Origin of the sequence: Enterococcus sp. DIV0546, assembly GCF_051712785.1 — a bacterium.
GTDB lineage: Bacteria > Bacillota > Bacilli > Lactobacillales > Enterococcaceae > Enterococcus > Enterococcus faecalis.
Map to the genome: position 1 here is coordinate 2,588,625 of NZ_JBIOPO010000001.1, position 20,256 is coordinate 2,608,880.

A 20,256-nucleotide genomic window follows, 5' to 3' on the forward strand; every position below is an offset into this window, starting at 1 on the left:
AACCACAATGACGATTGGATTTATTTTTGATTTGGATGGTGTCATTACTGATACCGCCAAATTTCATTATCAAGCTTGGAAAGCGTTGGCCGATTCGCTAGGCATTCCCATTGACGAAACCTTCAACGAAACATTAAAAGGCATTAGTCGGATGGATTCCTTGGACCGCATTTTAGCCCATGGCCACCGTGAAAATGCGTTTACTCCAGCAGAAAAAGAAGCCTTAGCTCAGCAAAAAAATGATCACTACGTTCAATTATTAGAACATTTAACGACAGAAGATGTTTTACCTGGTGTCGTGCCATTGCTACAGCAAGCCCAAGCACGTCACATTCCCTGTGCCGTGGCTTCGGCTTCAAAAAACGCGCCCCTGATTTTGGAAAAATTAGGCGTGCGCGCGTACTTCGCCACAATTGTCGATCCCGAATCGTTAAGCAAAGGCAAACCTGATCCTGAAATCTTTTTAGCCGCCGCTGACAGTATTGGCGTGCTACCGCAAAACGCCATTGGCTTTGAAGATGCACAATCAGGCATTGACGGCTTGAAAGCCGCGGGCGTCTATGCCGTCGGCTTGTCGGCCAACCAACCCTTAATCGGAGCCGACATGCAAGTCTCTGAAATGACTGAACTAAGCGTTGATGCACTGCTCAATCGCTAAAGAAGGACAAGAACCTTTAGCAGCAGGCACTTCTTTTCATCTACATTGTATCTATGCTAGAATGTAGATGAAAAGAGAGAGATGCGTCAACATACCTCTCTAGTGTAGAGCCGTTTGAGACGGTGACCGATTGTATTATTTAAAAATAACCGTACTGGTCAAAGTAGACGGTTATTTTTTATTGTCATTTTTAACAGCTTTTATAATTTCACGGATTAACGCTAAATTTATTCGTACTTTTCGGGAAAATATGCTATAATAAAAACGAAAAGAGAGATATGCGTCAACATACCTCTCTGATGTAGAGCCGTTTAAGACGGTAACCATGTTAATTATTTAAAAATAACCGTGCTTGGTCAAAGTTGACGGTTATTTTTTATTGTCATTTTTAACAGCTTTTTAGTTTCCAAGGACCAATACTTTACTATTAGCAACGAAGTTCACGGTCCTTTGTGCTTGTCTCCACGTTCATTTCTTTTGCTTATTGTTTAAATCCTACTAACGGAAAAATGAAATCAACGAATTTTATCCCCGCATAAAAACATAGGGCAAACATCAAAATCTTAATTAAGATTTTGATGTTTGGTCGTTCAGTTATCTTTTTCATTTGTATACTCCTTTCCAATATTTTTAAAGCTCCAACCTTTTTAATCTTTTTGACATCTATATTTTATCTAATTATAATAAAAGTCACAATAGAGGAAGCATCATTTTTTCATTTCCTTTTTATTCCTTGATTAGTAGTTCAATTTGTAAACATATCATTCTGACAAAATAGAAAAGGAGGTTGTTATAGTATCGAAACAAAATTATCTACAAAGAAAAAAACACTTCTTTATCTCCTGTTCACTTTTTTGACAGCCCTACCCAGCATAGAAGCATTAACTGGAATGAGCTTAATAGCTATAAAAAATAACGAAAAAGCCTTGATTATCTTTGATAGTGTACTATCTTTAATTATTATTATCGTGCTGTCAGTTTTCTATAAAAAAATAGTAAAGAAAAAAATGCAAGCTATCTTTAAAAGTCTATTACTAGCTATTGGCATGTTCTTATTTTCTATTATTCTAAATTTACTTTTCTCACGCATTCCTACTCCAGAAAATCAACATTATATTAATGAAGTCCGAAATGTAGCACCTGTTTTAATGGCCCTTCATACTAGACTCTTTTCACCTATAATAGAAGAACTCTTGACTCGTGGCATTTTTATGAACTTATTTTTTATAAAAAACACCTCTCGAAGTGTCTTATGTAAAATATTTTTTTCTGGTCTTTTTTTTGGTCTTAGCCATGGACTATTACCATCAATTTCCATGCTTTTTTATTGTGGAATGGGCTGGGTTTTAGCCTCTACCTATTATTTCTGTAATAACAATCTCACGTATCCTCTTGCGATTCATTTGCTATTAAATAATTTATAATACACAAAAAAACCGCCCACATCAGAAAAATGATGTGGGCGGTTTTTATAATTATTTATTTTTTGTTTCAAATAACGGACTAACTGGTTTGTTTTCGTGGATACGTTTAATCGCATCTCCGATTAATTCACCAACGCTGACTTCGTCAATTTTTGCAATTTTACGATCATCAGATAGGTAAATAGAGTCTGTTACAACTAAGCGTTCAATTGCTGAATCTTCAATACGTTGTAAGGCTGGTCCTGATAAAACGGGATGTGTACAAGAAGCGTAAACGTCTTTTGCTCCGGCTTCTTTCAATGCGTTTGCAGCAAGAGAAATTGTCCCCGCTGTGTCAATCATGTCATCAATTAAGACACATGTTTTGCCTTCCACATGACCAATGATATTCATTACTTCTGCTACGTTCGCTTTTGGACGACGTTTGTCAATGATCGCAATTGGTGCTTTTAAGAATTCTGCCAATTTACGCGCACGCGTTACACCACCATGGTCAGGGGAAACAACAACGACGTCATCGCCTTGAATGCCGTGTTCGATGAAGTAATCGGCAATTAATGGTGCACCCATCAAATGATCCACTGGAATATCAAAGAATCCTTGAATTTGGACCGCATGTAAGTCCAATGTCAACATTCTTGTTGCACCAGCTTTTTCAATCATGTTTGCAACAAGTTTAGCAGTGATTGGTTCCCGGGCACGTGCTTTACGGTCTTGACGTGCATACCCATAATAAGGCATAACCACGTTAATTGTTTTAGCACTCGCACGTTTTAACGCATCAATCATGATTAATAGTTCCATTAAGTTATCGTTAACAGGGCTACTTGTTGATTGAATGACGTAAACATGTGCACCACGAATACTTTCTTCAATATTCACTTGAATTTCGCCATCACTAAATTGTGTTACAGAGCACTTTCCTAGCTCCACACCCACAGCATCCGCAATTTTTTCTGCTAAGGGACGATTAGAGTTCAAAGAAAAGATTTTCAATCTTGGATCAAAATAATGTTTCGACATTAGAACCTCCACTTTCTATTTCAGCCAATTCGTTAAAACTGAACAATACTTTCCTTCTAAAATAATAGTAGTCCTAGCCAAATAAATCAAGAGATTTTCTGTATTTCATACAAGATATTCATCAAAAGTCGCTTTCTTCTAACTATTTTATCGTATTTGTCTAAAAAATGAGGATTATTTGAATAAAGAAAGGTACTCGCCATAGCCTTCTTTTTCTAAATCTGCCACTGGCACGAATCTCAAAGCTGCCGCATTAATGCAATAACGTAAGCCGCCTTCTTGGAGTGGGCCATCAGTGAAAACATGCCCTAAATGTGAATCCGCTTCTTGACTGCGAACTTCTACTCGGTGCATGCCGTGACTAAAATCAGCTTTTTCTTTGACGCCACGTTTTTCAATTGGTTTCGTAAAGGATGGCCAGCCGCAACCAGCATCGTATTTGTCTAGGGAGCTAAACAACGGTTCGCCACTAACAATGTCTACATAGATTCCGTCTTGGTAAAAGTCATCATATTCTCCTGAAAAAGGGCGTTCTGTTGCGTTTTCTTGTGTGACGGCATATTGAAGATCCGTCAAGGTTTGTTTTAATTCTTCTTCTGTTGGTTTTGTCATTCTGTCCACTCCTTTTCTTCTGTTCAATTTATTGGGTTCAATGATACCACGTTTGCCAAACAGGCACCTAATAGTTTGCATAGTAAAAGACAGTCCTTTCTCTTTTTGACGAATGAAAAGGACTGTCTTTTATTAGTTGAATTCTTTTAGTAGTCGGGCTACTTTGGCAATTGGTAAGCCCATAATGGCGTAATAATCGCCAGCGATTGCTTCAATTAGTAATGCTCCTTGTCCTTGGATACCATAAGCGCCTGCTTTGTCGGCATATTCTGCGGTATCTAAGTAAGCATGGATTTCCGTGTCTGTCAGTGGATAAAACGTAACGGTTGAATGAACTGTCGCGGAGCGCTCTTTTTCCCCTTGTTTCAACGTCACACTTGTATACACGTCATGTGTTTTGCCACTTAGGAGGCGCAACATGCGATAACCGTCTTCCCGAGAAGTGGGTTTGCCGAGGATTTCTCCCGCCAATGCCACAATTGTATCGCAGCCAATGACTAGTGCTTCGGGGGATTGCTCTGCTATAGCCGCTGCTTTTTGGGCAGCCATTTGCGCCACATATTCTGCTGGTAAGCCGTCTTTACCAACAGTTTCATCGATATCGGCTGGTGCAATCGTAAAAGTTGGGACCACACGCTTTAATAACTCCTGACGGCGAGGAGATTGGGATGCTAAAATAATTTGCATAAAATGATGACGCCTCGTTTCTTTTTAATGGGGGTCTTGAATGCGTTTAAACATTCGTTCCATATCTGAATTCGTAAAATGAATCAGCACCGGACGTCCATGCGGACAATTAAACGGATTTTCGCACAAAGCTAAATCTTTTAATAGCACGCGTGCTTGTTGCTCATTGAGGTAATGATTGGCTTTGATGGATCGCTTACAGCTCATCATAATGGCGGTTGCTTCACGAAATTTTTTCACGCTGACCGAGCCAGTTGTTAGCAACATGTCAATCATCTCGCGAACAATGCTTTCCTCTTCGCCTGCAGGATACCAAGTTGGGTGCGCCCGCACAATGAAACTATTTTGTCCAAAGTCTTCCAAATGGATGCCGACTTCCGCAAGGGTTTCTTTCTGCTCTTTAATTTTCAAGGCATCGCTATTTGGATAATCAATAACGATTGGTACCAATAGTTCTTGTAAATCATCACTGACTTCGCCAATTTTTTCACGGAAGTACTCGTATTTAATTCGTTCTTGGGCAGCGTGTTGGTCGATAATAAACAGGCCATCTTTGCTTTGTGCGAATAAATAAGTTCCGTGCATTTGACCGAAGTACTCTAGCTCAGGAAAACGTTCTGTTGGTCGTTCTTCTTCCAACTTGTTCAGGGCTTGTTTCAGTTCTCTTTGACTCGCAGCGCTATTGGCATCGAATTCTGGGTGAAGTTTCATTTCTTCTTGGAAAACCTCGTCAGCAGCCTCTGATGAACGCAGAGAAGGTTCTGAATCAGATACTTCAGTTATTTTCGTTTCTTCGTCTATTATCTGTTGCTCATTACTAGCTGTTTCCCAATGATTTGCGGAATCAACAGCTGCCGAAGAGGTTTCGTAAGCTGACGTTTCTTCTGCTACACTCGTTGATTCTGGCACTGGCGGCGCAAATGGATCGTCCATTGAGTCCACTGCTCTTTCTGTCTGGTTGACAGCTTCAGGGGCGCTTGAGGCTGGTGTTTCGTCTGTCGCATGTTCCGCATAGAAGCGGCCTGTTGCGGGATTATAGCTTAAGCTGCCCGGTCGTTGTTTTACCGCAGGTTGTTCAGTCGATAAAGGAATTTCCATTTGTTCGGCTTTAGGTTCTGGCGGTAGTTTCTTTTTAAAACGCAAATTGTCTGCCGCATTGGGAATCAACTGTTCTTGGCTCAACACTTCTTGAATCGCCTGTTCAATTAATGCCATTAAATCTTTTTCTTTACTTAAACGAACTTCTTGCTTAGTAGGATGGACATTGACATCGACTAACAGCGGATCCATTTCAATTTCTAACACAGCAATTGGAAAACGCCCCACCATTAGTTTCGAACCATAGCCGGCTACAATTGCTTTATTTAACGCGAAATTTTTAATATAACGACCATTGATAATCGTTGATAAATAGTTGCGGCTGGCCCGTGTGACTTCTGGCAATGAAACATACCCTGTCAAAGTAAAATCAAGGTCTTTTTCTTCAATTTTCAACATTTTCTTTGCGGTACTAATGCCATAAATCCCGGCAATCGTTTGTTTTAAATCACCATTGCCTGTTGTACTCATCATTTTGTGGCCGTCATGAACTAAGCGAAAAGCGACTTTAGGGTGGCTTAACGCCAGACGATTGACAATGTCACCAATATTGGCCAATTCCGTTTGGATCGTTTTGACGTATTTCAAACGAGCGGGCGTATTATAAAATAAATTAGAAACGGTCATTTTTGTGCCTTTACGGAGGGCTGCTGGTCGGTTTTCTTCGACCTTGCCCCCTTTTAGAATCACATAGCTGCCTTCTTCTTCCTCAGCTGTGGCAGTTTCGACAATCATTTCAGAAACTGAGGCAATACTTGGTAAGGCTTCGCCTCGGAACCCCAAGCTGCGAATTCGAAACAAATCATCTCTTGTATGAATTTTGCTTGTGGCATGGCGTTTGAAGGCATTCAGTACATCTTCTTTGGCAATTCCTTCACCATTATCAATAATTTGAATGGTTTTCAAGCCAGCTTCTTCAATAAAAATATCAATTTGAGTGCTTCCTGCATCCAGTGCATTTTCCACCAATTCTTTGACGACAGAAGCGGGACGTTCAACAACTTCACCAGCAGCAATCTGGTTGGCTAGTTGTTCGGATAGTTCTTGAATTTTCCCCATTTCACGACCTCCTAACCGGTTCGGTTCCTAATTAGATACGTTTTTGCAATTGATGAAGCATGTTTAACGCATCTAGTGGTGTCATTTCTAATAGATTCATTTTCTTCAATGTGTCAATGACACTTAATTCTTCTGTTGAAACTTCTTTAAATAATGAAAGTTGCTCGGTTTCTTCATGGACTTCTGAAACTTCTTCATGATGAACTGAACTTGGAATCGTTGTTTCTTCCGCTTCTAAAGCAGATAAAATGGTGGCTGCTCGTTCTAAAAGCGGGCTTGGTAAACCAGCGATTTTAGCAACGTGTATCCCATAGCTCTTATCAGCAGGTCCTTCCATCATTTTATGAAGAAAGACCACTTCGCCATCTTTTTCGACAGCGCCCACGTGAATATTCTTCAAGCCTTTTAAGGTTTCATCTAGAACAGTTAGTTCATGATAATGTGTAGAGAATAGCGTTTTGGCTTGTACTTCACGATGGATATATTCAATGATGGCTTGCGCTAGCGCCATTCCATCATAGGTTGCCGTGCCGCGTCCTAATTCATCAAATAAAATTAGGCTGTTAGGCGTGGCGTGCCGCAGTGCTTGGTTGGCTTCCATCATTTCTACCATAAAGGTACTTTGCCCTGCAATTAGATCATCAGAGGCCCCAATCCGTGTAAAAATTTGATCGAAAATCGGCATTTCAGCACTTTCCGCTGGTACAAAACAGCCAATTTGCGCCATGACCACCGTCAAAGCCAATTGACGCATGTAGGTACTTTTCCCTGACATGTTTGGTCCAGTAATCAAGAGAATATCTGTTTCTGGGTTCATGCGGATACTGTTTGGAATGTATTCTTGGTGCCCTAAAACTTTTTCCACGACTGGGTGTCGTCCTTCGACAATCGCCAAATTTTTCGTGTTACTTCTTAACGTTGGTCGAACGTATTGATACCGTTCACTAATTGTTGCAAAAGATTGTAAAACATCAACCGCACTAATGGTTTTAGCCAGTGTTTGCAACCGATCAATGTTCGTTTTCACTTGTTCTCTCACAGCCAAGAACAATTGATATTCTAGTTCAACTGATTTTTCTTCGGCTTCTAAGATTAAACGTTCTAATTCTTTTAGTTCGGGCGTAATAAAGCGCTCCGCATTAGCTAATGTTTGCTTCCGCTCGTATTTTCCTTCTTCTAAATTCGCTAAATTTGACTTAGTGATTTCAATGAAATAACCAAAGACACGATTGTAGCCAATCTTCAAGTTTTTAATGCCTGTTTCTTGGCGTTCTTTCGCTTCTAACTCCGCTAACCATTGCTTACCATTACGCATGGCATCACGGTATTCATCTAATTGGTCGTTATAGCCGTCTTTAATAACATTTCCTTCAGTAATTTGTAAAGGGGCTTCTTCATTAATCGCCGTCGCAATCAATGCCACTAAATCTTCAACAGGGTTTAAGTCGACTAACAAATCATCCCATTCCCCTTGATTGATCCCGACAATTAACTGTCGAATCGTTGGTACTTGTTCTAAAGAGGTCCGTAATTGAATTAAATCACGCCCATTCACACTGCCGAATGCCACGCGTCCTGCTAACCGCTCTAAATCATAAACGTTCGTCAATGCTGCTTGCAAATCCAAGCGTTCAAAATAGGCATTTAATAAGGATTGCACCATTTCTTGACGCGCCTTAATTTGACGTTCCTGAATTAGCGGACGATCCAACCATTGTTTCAACAAACGGCCGCCCATAGCTGTTTTCGTTTCATCTAATAGCCACAATAGAGTCCCTTTTTTCTGTCCTGTTCGAATCGACTGACTCAATTCTAAATTGAATTTAGAATAATGATCCATTTTCAAGAAATGATCTGGCTGATATTCCACAGCTTTCTGAATATGGGACAAGCTCCGCTTTTGGGTAACGGATAAATAAGATAATAATTTACCTGTAATTTCAATTTCTAATGGATTAATCAGTTCATTGGTTAAAAAACTAAACTCGGCATTTTCTTCCACCGTTTCTTGTGTCGAAAAGATAATATTTAAACGTAAACTTAAGTTCTCTTTTAACGATTCAGGAATCCCTGAACCTAGGACCATTTCTTTTGTTTGCAACGCAGAAGCTTCGTTTAAAACGCCCTCTTCATCAGCCAAGACTGCTGTTTTTAATTCGCCTGTACTCAAATCTACATAGGCAAAACCAAACTGATTACCATCTGTTAGCACAGCGGTTAAGTAATTATTGTCTTTGGCTTCCAAGCCTTTACTATTCATCACCGTTCCTGGTGTTACCAACTGGACCACTTCTCGTTTGACCATGCCCTTGGTAGTCTTTGGATCTTCCACTTGCTCACAAATCGCTACTTTATAGCCTTGCTCAATCAACGTATCAATATAGCCTTGCGCGGCATGATAAGGAACGCCACACATAGGAATCGGATCATCCGCATTGCGGTTACGACTGGTTAACGTCAATTCTAAGATTTGCGCTGCATTGATAGCATCTTCATAAAATAATTCATAAAAATCACCTAAGCGATAAAATAAAAACGCATCCTTGTATTGGGCCTTAATGGACAAATATTGTTCCATCATGGGTGTATTTTTTGTCTTTTGTGGCATTTAATTCCCTTCCTTCTCTAGCTCTTCGTTCACGCGGTATTGAATGAGCGCCGTGACATGTTGGACTAAGTCATTGGCTTCGATCAGTTGTTCGCGGTAGGCTACAACGAGTGGGTGCTCATCAAATTCTTTTGTTTTCGCATCAGCTCGTTGAATGGCTTCTTTTTCAGCAGTTGGTTTGCCATAGTGAGCAAATTGAACCGCATCTTTTTGCGCAGCTTTAATTTCTTCCACTAATTCTGTCAGCTTTTTGTTTTTCTTTACCTTTTCTTCAATCGCTTGGTAGCGCTGAATGACTTCATCTTGTCCAATTAAATGTAACAATTTTTCTAATTCTTTATTACTTTGTGCATCTAAATTCAACGGCTCCATTTTTTTCACCTTCATCTTTCACCGGCACTTTTTCTATAAGAGCAGAAAAAGTTAACCTCTTAATTATCCGAGATTAACTTTTCTTCTATTATTCTTGAAACGGGCGATCTTCGCTAATCTGAATCGGCTCAATCATCTTCGCTTGGCCCGTTTGGTCATCAATCTCTAAAATACAGGCAGATAAAATTGTCCGCCCTGTTTCGACTACCTCAAAGCGCTTCGGCAATGCTGTCATAAACTTCTCAATAATCGGTTCACGCTTCATTCCTAAAATCCCATCATAAGGACCGGTCATACCGACATCACTTAAGAAGGCTGTCCCTTTCGGTAAAATCCGAGCGTCATTTGTTTGAACATGCGTATGTGTTCCAACAACGGCTGAAACTTGGCCATCTAAAAACCAGCTCATGGCTTGTTTTTCGCTCGTCGTTTCGCCATGAAAATCCACAAAAATGAGCGGTGTCCGTTTGCGAGCGATAGCCACTAGCTCGGCGGCTTTCTTGAAAGGATCTTCCAATGGCACCATAAATGTGCGGGCCTGTAAATTAATCACCGCTAGTTCCAATTGATTGACTTTCACAAAAACCATTCCTTGACCAGGCACATCTTCTGGAAAGTTCGCTGGACGAACCATTTTCTTCGCATCATCAATGAATTCAAAGATATCCTTGTTGTCCCACGTATGGTTGCCCATCGTAACAACATCGACACCATCTTGCAAAAATTTCTTATAAATCTTGCCAGTAATTCCCCGACCAGATGCCGCATTTTCACCATTGGCAATGGTCACTTGTGGACGATATTTCTTCTTTAATTTAGGGACATACGTTGCTAGGGCTTCTCTTCCTAAAGAACCGACAACATCTCCTATAAATAATATACGCAAAAAGGTTCCTCTTCTCTTTTTAACATCTCTTGTTTATTATAGTTGTTTTCGCTTTGAAAAGAAAGTTTTGGTTTTAAAAGATTAAAAAAAGTGTCTCAACGAACAATCCTTGCAATTGTTCGTTGAGACACTACACGCGATACTTATTCGCTTTTTATTTTATTTCGCATAGTCAACGGCACGTGTTTCACGGATAACCGTTACTTTGATATGTCCTGGATAATCCAAGTCATCTTCAATTTTCTTCCGAATGTCTCGAACTAAACGAACAGATTCTAAATCAGAAATTTCTTCTGGTTTCACCATGACACGAACTTCACGTCCTGCTTGAACAGCAAAACTTGAATCAACGCCTTCAAAACTATTAGAAATATTTTCTAAGTTTTCTAAGCGGCGAATGTAGTTTTCTAACGATTCACTACGTGCACCTGGACGGGCTGCAGATAACGCATCTGCGGCTGCCACTAAAACAGAAATAACTGAGGTTGCTTCCACATCACCATGATGCGAGGCAATGGCATTAATAACTACTGAATTTTCTTTATATTTCGCAGCTAATTCTGCGCCAATCTCAACGTGAGAACCTTCAATTTCATGATCTAATGCTTTCCCAATATCGTGTAGTAACCCTGCACGTTTGGCTAATTGAACATCCTCGCCTAATTCGGCGGCTAAAACGCCAGCTAGTTTTGCTACTTCGATTGAATGGTTCAAGACATTTTGACCATAACTTGTTCTGAAACGTAAACGGCCTAAAATTTTAATTAAATCAGGATGTAACGTATGAGCACCTACTTCAAAGGCTGCTTGTTCTCCGTATTCACGAATCCGTTCATCCATTTCTTTACGTGATTTTTCTACCATTTCTTCGATACGAGCGGGATGAATCCGACCATCTTGGATTAATTTTTCCAAGGTCATTCGAGCGATTTCTCGTCTGATTGGATCAAATCCGGATAACACAACCGCTTCTGGCGTATCATCAATGATTAAGTCAATCCCTGTTAATGTTTCCAATGTACGAATATTACGTCCTTCACGACCAATAATGCGACCTTTCATCTCATCATTTGGTAAAGTGACCACGGAAACAGTTGTTTCAGAAACAGAATCGGCGGCGCAACGTTGAATTGCTAGGGAAAGCAAGTTCTTCGCTTTGCGATCAGATTCTTCTTTGGCACGTTGTTCTGACTCCTTGACCATCAAGGTTAGTTCATGATTCAACTCTTCTTCTGTTGACTTCATAATAATCGATTTTGCTTCTTCTTTTGAAAGGGAAGCAATTCGTTCTAATTCTTGATGTTGCTGATTAATTAAGTTTTCTACTTCTTTTTCTCGCTCATCAATTAATTGCTGTCTAGCACCAAGTTTCTCTTCTTTTTCTTCCAGTGAGCCTTCACGTTTTTCAAGAGAGTCATCTTTACGATCCAACGTTTGTTCCCGTTGAATTAAACGATTTTCTTGAGATTTAAGTTCTAATCTGCTTTCTTTCAACTCACTTTCAATTTCTGAACGATACTTCTGGTTCTCTTCCTTAGCTTCTAGCAATGCTTCTTTTTTCAGTGTTTCTGATTCTTTCCGAGCGTTCTCGAGAATACTCGACGCTGAAATTTTTGCACCATTTATTGCTTTATCATGACGTGACTTTGCAATAACAAATCCTAAACCAAGACCGACAATCAAACCGACGATAGCGAGGAGAATATTTAAAACCATATTTCCACCTCCATACTATCTTTTTGTTAATTCATATCTTGTAGTTTTTTGATAAACTAAAATCAATTATCAATATGCCTACTTGCATATTTGTGCATACACACAATTTTATTCTAATGTTTGTCGCGAAAGGTGTCAACTTAAAAAAGCCCTTTCTTTTGGAAAGGGCAGCAAATATTAGACAACGTCACATTTTTAGGTTTCCGCCGTCACGAATTGTTTAAATTTTAGAACAAACGCCGCATAGTCTGCCGTTTGACTAAGCTGCTTGATGTGGATGGGTTCGGACATGGACAACAGTCTCTTTAACAATTTAGTTCTAAACAAAAAAAGACAACACCTGTCCTGTTCAGTAAGTGTTGTCCTTCTTCTTAACGAGTCGTATTCACTCGTTATTTATTCATCTAAGGGTAATTCTTCTTGACCTTCTGCTTCTTCTGTAATGGTTGAACCGTCACCGATGCCATATGCATCACGGACCAATTTAGACACTTCTGCCATCATTTCAGGATGATCCGCCATGTATTGTTTGGCATTTTCACGGCCTTGGCCAATTCGTTCTTCTTTGTAGCCATACCAAGCACCACTTTTGCTGATAAGGTCTTTTTCCACAGCCATATCTAGTAATTCGCCTTCTTGGGAAATCCCTTGGCCATACATGATATCAACTTCTGCCACTTTAAATGGTGGCGCCACTTTGTTTTTAACGACTTTAATTTTTGTGCGGTTACCGACGATGTCTGTTCCTTGTTTTAACTGTTCTGCACGACGGACTTCTAGACGAACCGTTGCGTAGAATTTCAATGCACGTCCACCAGGAGTTGTTTCAGGATTTCCGAACATCACGCCAACTTTTTCACGAATTTGGTTAATGAAAATAGCAATTGTTTTTGTCTTATTAATTGAGCCTGATAATTTACGTAGTGCTTGAGACATTAGTCGAGCTTGTAAGCCGACATGGCTCGCTCCCATCTCACCATCAATCTCTGCACGAGGAACTAACGCAGCAACCGAGTCGATGACAACGATGTCAATCGCACCACTTGAAACTAAGGCATCGGCAATCTCTAAGCCTTGCTCCCCAGTATCTGGTTGAGATAAAAGTAATTCATCAATGTTAACGCCTAGTTTCTCCGCATATTGAGGATCCAATGCATGCTCAGCATCGATAAAAGCGGCTGTTCCACCATTTCGTTGCACTTCTGCAATTGCGTGTAAAGAAACAGTTGTTTTACCTGAACTCTCAGGACCATATACTTCAATAATTCGGCCACGTGGATACCCGCCTACGCCCAATGCAACATCTAACGCTAAAGAACCACTAGGGATAGTTGAAATTTTTTGATCAGCTTTTTCGCCTAATTTCATAATAGAGCCTTTCCCAAAGTTCTTTTCAATTTTTTTCAGTGCGGCATCTAAAGCCACTTTACGATCATCTGCCAATGGATAATCCTCCTTTAATTTATATAAACTTATTTTTCATTTCCTGTTAATAGGTCTATCATATCTCTTTTGTACCAAAAAAGCAAGAAAAAACCGAACAAACATTCGCATATTTATTTTTTATTAATGATTCGGCGCCGCAAAAGATCTAACCCTCGCATAACCGCACTCTGTCTAATATAATTTCGGTCACGGTTAAAATGGAAACATTCTGCAACGGTTGGTTGGCCTTCTTCCGCCAGCCCAATCCAAACAGTGCCTGTCGGTTGACCTTCGATTGGGTCACCAGCGACCCCAGTAAATGATAAACCATAGTTAGATTTAGCTAACTGACGCGCTTTCTCTGCCATTTCTTTGGCACACGCTTCACTTACCGTGCCATGCTCTTCTAAAAGTTCATGAGAAATTCCTAAAAAGTTCTCTTTTGTTTCTTGCGAATACGTCACGAAGCCTCCCTTAAAAATCTTCGAAGCACCCGCAATTTCCCCCAGTGTACTTTGGAATAGGCCAGCGGTGAGGCTCTCAGCAGCCGTGACGGTTTGTCCGTTTTGTAATAACAAATCCACTGTTACCTTGGCTAAACTATTGTCATCCCCATACCCATAAAAATAGTCTCCCACTTTAGCTAAAACCTTTTCTTCCGTCGCTGTTAATAATTCTTCGCCAGCTACTAAGTCTTTTGTTTTAACTGTTAAACGAAGTGTCACTTCATTAGGCTTAGCATAAGGCGCAATGGTTGGATTCGTTTGGTGCGCAATCAACGATTGAATCTCGGTCACCAGCTGTGATTCACCAATCCCATAAAAACGCAAGACTCTTGAAATCAATTGTTCTTCTTGTGGAAACGCATCAATCAATAAAGGTCGTGCCGCTTGTTGGAACATCGGAATTAATTCATTGGGCGGCCCTGGTAAGAGCAAATAGCTTGTTGTGCCTTCTGTTACGAAAGAACCAACCGCTAATCCTGTCGGGTTTTGAAGAACTTGTCCACCTTCAATGGCTAACACTTGTCGTAGATTATTTTCCGTCATTGGCCGCTTAGACTGTTGGAAAAACTGGTGCAAGCGGTTCAATCCTTCTTGATCTTCTACTAATGATTTATGGAGATGTTGTGCGACAACTTGCTTGGTTAAATCGTCTTCTGTAGGTCCTAGCCCTCCACATAGGACAATTAAATCACTTCTTTGTTCTGCTTCTGTTAGTAGCGTTTCTAAGCGTCCGCCGTTATCGCCAACAACGGTCTGATAGTAAACATCGATGCCTAGCGCAGCTAACTCTTCTGATAAAAAGGTTGCGTTGGTATTCACTACTTGTCCCAGTAATAACTCTGTTCCGACTGCAATGATTTCTGCTTTCATTGATTTCCCCTTCTCTAATAACATACGTAGTTAAACTCACTTTCCATTTTAGCACAACAAAATTTTTACAAAAGAATTTGAGCTCCAGGAAATAATTTTTTTATCAGGAAATTTATTAATTATTACGAAAAAAATGTTCATTTTCTCACAACACATTGTATAATAACGTTATATCGAAAGGAGAGAAATGAATGAGTGTAGTATTAGTACTTTTGGGTCTATTAGGGTTACTTGTCAGCGGGGGACTGACTATCAAAGCATTAATTAAGAAACAACCGAAAAAACAATATGGCTATGCCGCATTAGCAAGTGCCGCTCTATTTATTGGTGGGGTTGCCACGACAGATTCTTCCCCGACACTTTCACTTGATGCAGAGAGTGTTGAAACCGATGCCAATGGCTCAGCCACCATCAAAGGCGAATACGACGGCAACAGCAAACTAACGGCCAATGGCAAGGAAGTAAAAACGAAAGACAAAACGTTTGCTTACAAAGTAAAACTGTCCGATGAAAAAACGCAAAAAATCACTTTTGTTGCTGAGAAGAAAGATACCAAAGTTGAAAAATCAGTCGAAGTCACACCATCAAAAGAATTTATTGCGAGCATCACAGATTCTGAGCAAGAATTGGCCAAAACAGAAAAAGCCTTAGCTTACGCTGAAAAACAACCTTCTCAGAAAAACTATGATGAAGCCGCAACCTTAGTATCTTCATTAAGTCAAGAATACGAGGAATACAATGATCGCCTTGAAAAAATCAAAGAAGCAGTACCTGTTGATGAAGCAGTTACAACTGCTGAAAAATCTAAAAGTAAAAGCGATTATCAAGCAGCTGAAAAATTAGTAGCTGCTGCCCCAGTTGGCAAAGAAGGATTTCAACAACGATTAACGACTGTTCAAACCGCTATCGCTGAAAAAGAAAAAAATGAACAATTAGTCGCCAGTGCAACTGCCGCTGTTGAAAAAGCTGAACAAGAACCAACCAATGAAGCTTACTATAATGAAGCGGTCAAACAAATTGACGCTTTAAACTCCCCAAATCAAGCTTTAACAAAACGGGTAGCCGTTGTTAAAACTCAATTAGATGCCCACAAAGAAAAACAACGAAAAGAAGCAGAAGCTCAAAAACTAGCCGCTGAAAAAGCGCAAAAAGAACAAGCCGAAGCGGCAGCAAAAGCGCAAGCTGAAGCAGAGGCGCAACAAGCCGCACAGGCGCCGGCGGAAGTCGAGACGGCTGCTGCGGAAGCACCAAGCGGTAACGCCTTAATTAAAGGGTCACGTAATGGAATTTATCATGTACCTGGAAGTAGATATTATAATAGAACTACGAATCCAGTAGCTTGGTTCTCTACTGTTGAAGAAGCAGAAGCAGCAGGATACCGAGCACCCAAACAGTAAATACATTAGCAATAATTAATCAAACAAGAAAATGGGGCCTCCGTTGTTTTAACGGAGGCCCCATTTTCTTGTTTTTTATTGATACACACTAATTCGTTGATTTGGGTGTGCATTACTTTCCACTTCATCTAACATGGCAACGGCGTAGTCTGCGTAACTAATGTAGCTGTCACCTTGACTATTGGTTGTTAATTCTTCGCCAGCGACTTCATAATGGCCTGTCGCAGGACCTTCAGCATCAAACATGGCTGCAGGACTAATATAGGTCCAGTGGATGTTTTGAGCTTCTTTCAATAAGTTTAAAGCTTCGCCCATCGCCGAAGCTAATGGCTGAATTTCTGCTGGGAATGATGGTGTATCTTTTAATTGAGTTGTGTGTTCTGGGTCCACATACAAGGTTCCAGCGCCCCCAACGACAAACAAGCGCGTTTTTTGATTGGTTAAAATCTCAATCAAATGCTGGGTAGATTTGGGGAAATCTTGCACATCAGGGAATCCTAAGGCACTAATTAATACATCAAACGCTTGGATATCTTCTGTTGTTAATTGATAAACATCTTTTTCAATGGTCGGTGTGCCATCTGTTATTTTTGAAGCATTACGAACGATGGCTGTCACGTCCATCCCGCGACGGTTAGCTTCTGCTAAAAGTAATTGTCCTTCTTTTCCTGTTGCTCCTAATACTGCTACTTTCATGTAAATCATCCTTTCATTTTTAAATAGAACTAAAATAGTTACATTTAATACTTTAAAAGTAGAGAGATTACTTATCTCTCTTAACTTCTATTTCATGAATCACATCTGCTAAGGTGATGCTTTTCAATTCTTCTTCCATTTTTTGTTGCACTTTAGTAAATTCAGTTTCTAGTACCGATTGGATATTTGCCCCAACGGAACAGTTTGGATTAGGATTTTGATGAATATTGAAAATCTCTCGTTCCAATTCAACCGCTGTGTAAATTTCATACAGTGAGATCTCTTCTGGTTTCTTTAATAAGGTATTTTTATTGGCTCCACGCATGGAATGAATCAAGCCGGCTTTTTTTAACTGACTCATTAGTCGTCGAACAACGACTGGATTCGTATTCACGCTCGAAGCAATGTATTCAGAAGTCACTTGTTCTTGAGGACCTGTTTCAATCAAACTTAAAATATGAATCGCAACACTTAATTTCGTTGACATGGCCATGTCTAATCACTCCAAACTAAATGTAACGTTATTTGTTACATTTACAGAATACGCTGTTTCGTTTTATTTGTCAATGAGAAACCTCTGACTATTCAAAATAAAAATCATTTGTTGAAACAACACGGGCCCCAAACGGCATTAACGCTAATTTCGCCAATTTAAAGGATTGTTGCCCAAACGGAATACCGATGATTGTCAGACAAAGCAATAAGCCACTAATACAATGTCCAATTGCTAATGGTAGTCCACTGATAATCAGCCAAATAATGTTTACCACTAAAGATACGCCGCTATCACTATACACGACTCGCTTTTTAAACGGCCAAAAACTCAACCCCGCTAATTTAAAACATTGTAAACCAATCGGAATACCGATAATTGTAATACACCAAATCACGCCTGCGAATAGCCAAGATAAGCCACCAAAAAAGCCGCCAAAGATGAACCATAAAATATTGCCAAGTGTTTTCATTCTTGTTCCTCTACTTTCCTCATTAAAAATTATGTATGTGAGTAAGTATACCACGAAAGCTTCTTTTTGTTTCAAACAATATTGTAAGGTCGCTGACTCGTTAAAAGACGAAGACGCTATTTCATGATACAATGAAGAGACTAACGATAAAGGAGCAGACTTCATGGACTTACATTTAACCGTTGATCTAAAAAAAACAAAGACACTCATTGATTTAGCCGATCAGGCCCACTTAATCATTGAACAAACAACTAAATTACCGAAAAAAGAAGCAGCGATTCTTTTCTTGCTAAGAGATAACCAACTAGTTGCTTTAGGACTTGCTGAAGAAAAAGCTACATATAAAGAAGTTTCTTTTGATCACTCGATTTTGTTGAAACCGACTTGGGACACAGAACTTGCCTATTTAGCGCAAGCTTTCCTAGATGATGCGAAAGAAAGTGGTTTAACATTGGAAGCAACCCCAGCGACAGTCAAAATTCCGAAAAGTGCGGTAGCGACAGTGACTAACTATAAAGAAACAGTCACCTTTATCTTGGAACGTTTTGGCTACTCTCTGTTTAAAAAACCGGCGCCGAAGAAAGCCAGACCAGCCAAAGCACGCCACAAATGGACAAAAGAAGTCAGCCAAATTCCTTTTTATATTGATACTCGACAAAGCAAAGCAACAGTTTTTTGGCAAAAGCGCAATGAAATGCTTATTAAAGCTGGCGCGACAATGATGCCCGAAGCCCCTTTAAATAAAGACGGGTCTGTCGGTTTCTCCGCCAGATTTGGTGAAAAACTTCGTGATGAACGCAAGGGCCAATTTAAAGACTTTGTCACAACGGAAGATATCGTCTTAAAAAGCGTTAATGAAGTCGGCTTGTTTCTCTATTTTGCTGGAACAAACAGCTGGTTAGAGCTAGTTGATGAGAACGGCAAAACCTTAAATGAATGGACTGTGGTGGAATAAACCTTATAAAAAATGTCGCACCTGATTTTTATGATTCAGGCGCGACATTTTTTTAATTTAAATAACTTTTTGCTATCGCTTGATACTTATCAATCATATCTAAGTAATTATCAATTTCGACATATTCGTCGACTTGGTGTGCAGTAGTGGTCACACCTGGTCCAAAGACAACGCAATCAAATGTATTGTCTGATTTAGTAAATTCAGCTAAGTCTGTGGTCCCAGCGCTTGTCACTAATGGTAATGGTTGATCAAATTGGGCTTGAATGGCTTGAATTAACGCAGAATCTTTCTCAGCTTTTACAGGAATTTTATTGTAATCAATCGTTAATTCTAACTGATGTTTTTCTTTTTTGTTCAATTCATCGACAATTTTTTGTAATAATGCAATGACTTGGTCGTTGCTGAATTCTGGAATTGAACGGATATTCCCTTGCAAGGCTGCTTGACCTGGAATACTGTTCACTTGTGTGCCACCTTTAATGACGGTTACATTGTGAATCGTTCGGCCTAATTCAGGATTTTCATAGTTTGCTGTGACTTCCGCCATTTGTTGGTTTGCTTCTGTAATAAATTCGTTCAAATTATTAATTGCATTAATGCCTTCTTCCGGCATCGAACTGTGGGCTTCTTTTCCGTGTGACACAACGGAGTAGTTAATTGAACCCATGTGCGCATACATCAAGTTATAATTGGTTGGTTCTCCAATGACTAAGGCACTTAAATCATCCGCATAGCCTTTTTCAGTTAATTGGCCAGCACCTAGCTCACCGACTTCTTCACCAACTGTACCTAAAAATTTAACCGCTCCCTTTAATGGAACTTCCTTTTCTTTTAATTCAATCATTGCTAGAACCATTGCGACTAAGCCGCTTTTCATGTCCGTTGCGCCACGGCCATACAATTTATTTCCTTCAATATGGGCCGCAAATGGCGGGAAAGTCCATTGACTTTCGTCCCCTTCAGAAACCACGTCCATGTGGTCACTAAACCCTAAGACTTTTTCTCGGTTTTCACCTAAATAAGCAACCAAACTACTACGATTTGGTGCATAAGAAACAAGTTCAGAAGGGATCTCATATTTTTTCAAAAGATTTTGTAAATAGATTGCCACTTCTTCTTCGTTTCCATTTACAGATTTAATTTTAACCACATCTTGTAAAATACTAATTTTTTCTGATTTTTCCATTGCCATTCGCCCTTTCTTGTTATGCTTAATTCTAGTGTACGCTTCTCTCAGTAAAACCGCAACTGACTTGGTTAGGTCAGCAAAAAACACGCGACAGTTTTAAGAAATGT

The 20,256-nt window shown here is 39.8% G+C and carries 18 protein-coding genes; 4 read left to right on the top strand and 14 right to left on the bottom strand.

From position 1 onward, the window contains the following. Positions 1 to 7: 7 nt before the first annotated feature. Both pgmB and IGJ24_RS12560 read left to right on the top strand, forming a co-directional pair. Positions 8 to 658 (top strand): beta-phosphoglucomutase, encoded by a 651-nt coding sequence (pgmB, locus tag IGJ24_RS12555; RefSeq protein ID WP_002395988.1) that lies wholly within the window; start codon positions 8 to 10, stop codon positions 656 to 658. 890 nt (positions 659 to 1,548) lie between these two features. Further along, entirely contained in the window at positions 1,549 to 2,082 is a 534-nt protein-coding gene (locus IGJ24_RS12560) for a CPBP family intramembrane glutamic endopeptidase (protein ID WP_077932660.1), read from the top strand. A gap of 51 nt (positions 2,083 to 2,133) precedes the next feature. Here IGJ24_RS12560 and IGJ24_RS12565 read toward each other — a convergent pair whose 3' ends face one another. From IGJ24_RS12565 to IGJ24_RS12610, 10 genes are all read right to left on the bottom strand, one after another. Further along, positions 2,134 to 3,105: a ribose-phosphate diphosphokinase gene (locus tag IGJ24_RS12565; protein WP_002381060.1), complete on the bottom strand. Its 972-nt coding sequence runs from the start codon at positions 3,103 to 3,105 to the stop codon at positions 2,134 to 2,136. A 174-nt stretch (positions 3,106 to 3,279) separates the two neighbouring features. Next, positions 3,280 to 3,717, bottom strand: coding sequence for a peptide-methionine (R)-S-oxide reductase MsrB (msrB, locus tag IGJ24_RS12570; RefSeq protein ID WP_002354871.1), 438 nt, complete (start codon positions 3,715 to 3,717; stop codon positions 3,280 to 3,282). Positions 3,718 to 3,849: 132 nt separating this feature from the next. Beyond that, positions 3,850 to 4,404 (bottom strand): Maf family protein, encoded by a 555-nt coding sequence (locus tag IGJ24_RS12575; protein WP_002354869.1) that lies wholly within the window; start codon positions 4,402 to 4,404, stop codon positions 3,850 to 3,852. A gap of 24 nt (positions 4,405 to 4,428) precedes the next feature. Next, positions 4,429 to 6,561 carry a DNA mismatch repair endonuclease MutL gene (gene mutL / locus IGJ24_RS12580; protein WP_289865736.1) on the bottom strand — a complete coding sequence of 711 codons (2,133 nt, stop codon included), beginning with the start codon at positions 6,559 to 6,561 and terminating at the stop codon, positions 4,429 to 4,431. Positions 6,562 to 6,592: 31 nt separating this feature from the next. Further along, the gene (gene mutS / locus IGJ24_RS12585) at positions 6,593 to 9,169 is read right to left on the bottom strand and encodes a DNA mismatch repair protein MutS (protein WP_002354867.1); all 2,577 of its coding nucleotides are present in this window, start codon (positions 9,167 to 9,169) and stop codon (positions 6,593 to 6,595) included. Beyond that, the gene (locus tag IGJ24_RS12590; RefSeq protein WP_002359008.1) at positions 9,170 to 9,556 is read right to left on the bottom strand and encodes a RicAFT regulatory complex protein RicA family protein; all 387 of its coding nucleotides are present in this window, start codon (positions 9,554 to 9,556) and stop codon (positions 9,170 to 9,172) included. A gap of 73 nt (positions 9,557 to 9,629) precedes the next feature. Next, the gene (locus IGJ24_RS12595; RefSeq protein WP_002354864.1) at positions 9,630 to 10,427 is read right to left on the bottom strand and encodes a TIGR00282 family metallophosphoesterase; all 798 of its coding nucleotides are present in this window, start codon (positions 10,425 to 10,427) and stop codon (positions 9,630 to 9,632) included. A 159-nt stretch (positions 10,428 to 10,586) separates the two neighbouring features. After that, positions 10,587 to 12,143, bottom strand: a complete 1,557-nt coding sequence (gene rny / locus IGJ24_RS12600; protein ID WP_002354863.1) for a ribonuclease Y — start codon at positions 12,141 to 12,143, stop codon at positions 10,587 to 10,589. Positions 12,144 to 12,539: 396 nt separating this feature from the next. Next, complete coding sequence (recA, locus tag IGJ24_RS12605) at positions 12,540 to 13,586, bottom strand: recombinase RecA (RefSeq protein ID WP_002354860.1); 1,047 nt, start codon at positions 13,584 to 13,586, stop codon at positions 12,540 to 12,542. A 113-nt stretch (positions 13,587 to 13,699) separates the two neighbouring features. Beyond that, entirely contained in the window at positions 13,700 to 14,944 is a 1,245-nt protein-coding gene (locus IGJ24_RS12610) for a competence/damage-inducible protein A (RefSeq protein ID WP_010710870.1), read from the bottom strand. A gap of 191 nt (positions 14,945 to 15,135) precedes the next feature. Here IGJ24_RS12610 and IGJ24_RS12615 point away from each other — a divergent pair, with 191 nt between their 5' ends. Then, on the top strand, positions 15,136 to 16,341 hold the full coding sequence (locus tag IGJ24_RS12615) for a sunset domain-containing protein (protein WP_002367468.1): 1,206 nt from the start codon (positions 15,136 to 15,138) through the stop codon (positions 16,339 to 16,341). Positions 16,342 to 16,416: 75 nt separating this feature from the next. On the opposite strand, the gene IGJ24_RS12620 is transcribed toward IGJ24_RS12615, so the two are convergent. The 3 genes from IGJ24_RS12620 to IGJ24_RS12630 all read right to left on the bottom strand — a co-directional run bounded on the left by IGJ24_RS12620 (position 16,417) and on the right by IGJ24_RS12630 (position 18,002). Beyond that, positions 16,417 to 17,046, bottom strand: a complete 630-nt coding sequence (locus IGJ24_RS12620; RefSeq protein ID WP_289865735.1) for an NAD(P)-dependent oxidoreductase — start codon at positions 17,044 to 17,046, stop codon at positions 16,417 to 16,419. Positions 17,047 to 17,104: 58 nt separating this feature from the next. Next, the gene (locus IGJ24_RS12625; protein WP_002383201.1) at positions 17,105 to 17,530 is read right to left on the bottom strand and encodes an Rrf2 family transcriptional regulator; all 426 of its coding nucleotides are present in this window, start codon (positions 17,528 to 17,530) and stop codon (positions 17,105 to 17,107) included. Positions 17,531 to 17,618: 88 nt separating this feature from the next. Beyond that, a complete protein-coding gene (locus IGJ24_RS12630) occupies positions 17,619 to 18,002 on the bottom strand; it encodes a YccF domain-containing protein (protein WP_002358999.1) in 384 nt (127 codons plus the stop codon). 163 nt (positions 18,003 to 18,165) lie between these two features. On the opposite strand from IGJ24_RS12630, the gene IGJ24_RS12635 reads away from it, so the two are divergent. Then, complete coding sequence (locus tag IGJ24_RS12635) at positions 18,166 to 18,957, top strand: hypothetical protein (protein ID WP_002354848.1); 792 nt, start codon at positions 18,166 to 18,168, stop codon at positions 18,955 to 18,957. Positions 18,958 to 19,009: 52 nt separating this feature from the next. On the opposite strand, the gene IGJ24_RS12640 is transcribed toward IGJ24_RS12635, so the two are convergent. Further along, entirely contained in the window at positions 19,010 to 20,146 is a 1,137-nt protein-coding gene (locus tag IGJ24_RS12640) for an ArgE/DapE family deacylase (protein WP_289865734.1), read from the bottom strand. Positions 20,147 to 20,256 lie beyond the last annotated feature (110 nt).